The sequence below is a fragment of the Rhodococcus sp. IEGM 1408 genome (genome assembly GCF_033142235.1).
In the GTDB taxonomy this organism is placed as follows: domain Bacteria; phylum Actinomycetota; class Actinomycetes; order Mycobacteriales; family Mycobacteriaceae; genus Dietzia.
The window spans coordinates 1-1,516 of the sequence record NZ_JAWLRW010000035.1 but is presented as its reverse complement, the minus strand read 5'-3'; the positions used below and the strand labels follow the sequence as shown (position 1 = coordinate 1,516).

Here is a 1,516-nt window from a genome sequence, read left to right as displayed (position 1 = left end):
GGGGTGCGCGGGACGCTCTTCTCGTTGCGGGCTCGTCGCGGCTCGTCGCGGGTTGTCCCGGGCGGGTGGAGAAACACCGGCGCGTTCCCGCCGGGGCGAGGCCCGGTTACCCCGGGCCGGCACCCCTTGAACCTCATTGGTCACATATATCACTCCGGTAACGACGGTCTCGATTCGGTCACGCCGAGCGCGTAATGTGGCGGCCGATCACGCCGATAGGTATGGCGTCGTGCGTTTCGCGTTCCGAGTCTGGAGTTCCTCTTTATGCCCGTTTCACGCCGTGGGTTCCTCACCGCCGCTTCAGTCGGCGTGGGCGCCGCTGTCGCCTCCTCTGTCCGTGGCCCCATCGCCGGGGCCAGCCCGTTCGACACCGGTTCCCTCGGCGTCGCCCAGGACATGCTCAAGTCGGTCTCGACGGGCAGCGGAATGATCCAGCCCAACGGTCCGCTCGGCTACGTCGGGGTGACCTTCCCCAGCGCCGAGGAGATCGCCGGCCGCATCCGGTTCGCGTTCCCGGACGGCTCGGTGGGTGACTGGCTCCCGCTCGAGGCCCTCGACTCCGCCCCCGATTCCGGGAGCACGCCCGCCTCCGAGCTCGTCGCCGCGCCGGAGGGCGCCGTGGGCTACGAGGTCGACGCCGCGAACGGTGCCCGAGCGACCGCGTTCGACGACGGCCGGGGCGCCCCGCGCAACTACAGCCTCGGCAGCGTCGGCACGCTCGGCCTACCGATCATCCCGCGCGCCGCATGGGGCGCCAGCGACGTCTCGGGCAACCGCTGGGGATCGCAGTTCTTCCCGGCTCAGGCCATCACGATCCACCACACCGCCTCGGCCGTCGGCCCCGACCGCGCCGCCAGCGTCCGCGCGATCTACAACTACCACGCCAACACCCTGGGCTGGGGCGACGTCGGGTACCACCTGCTCATCGACCCCGAGGGCCGGATCTACCAGGGCCGCGGCGGAACCCTCGGGGGGACCCCGGTCTTCCAGGTGCCGCCGATCGCGGGGATCGCCCCGCCGGTCGTCACCGCCGGCCACACGGGCGGCGTCAACAACGGCAACATCGGCATCAGCCTGCTGGGCGACTACACGTGGAGCGCGCCCACCGCGGCCGCCGTGGGTGCGACCATCGACTGCGTGCGCGCGCTGTGCAACGCCACCGGCATCAACCCGCGCGGCGGCATCACCTACCGCAACCCGCAGGGCGGGGCCACGCGCAACATGCCTGCCGTCTCGGGCCACCGCGACTGGGGCGGGACCGCCTGCCCGGGCGACGCCTTCTACCCGCAGTTGCAGTTCATCCGCGACAACGCCGCGCGCGGCTTCGCCCCGAACGCCGTCTCCTCGGCGGCCTTCGGCTCCTGACCAGCTCGTGACGCCCGTGTCGACCCCGTGGAGTCACCCCGTGCAGCGTCTCCCCGGGCGGGGATCCGCGAAAACGTAGCGGGGTGACGGCTGACCGGGCGACCGGCCGACGGGCCCGCCCCCGCATCGACAAGAGCGTCCCGCACAGCCG

General features: G+C 72.3%; 1 protein-coding gene. It reads left to right on the top strand.

Annotation, left to right across the window (positions count from 1 at the left end; translation table 11 throughout):
- The first annotated feature begins 264 nt into the window (after window positions 1-264).
- Window positions 265-1,365 carry a peptidoglycan recognition family protein gene (locus R4P08_RS18365; protein ID WP_317815304.1) on the top strand — a complete coding sequence of 367 codons (1,101 nt, stop codon included), beginning with the start codon at window positions 265-267 and terminating at the stop codon, window positions 1,363-1,365.
- The last annotated feature ends 151 nt before the right edge of the window (window positions 1,366-1,516 follow it).

Bases quoted from the DNA above. Each gene is read 5' to 3' on its own strand.
- R4P08_RS18365 (WP_317815304.1), top strand. From the start codon at position 265: ATGCCCGTTTCACGCCGTGGGTTCCTCACCGCCGCTTCAGTCGGCGTG.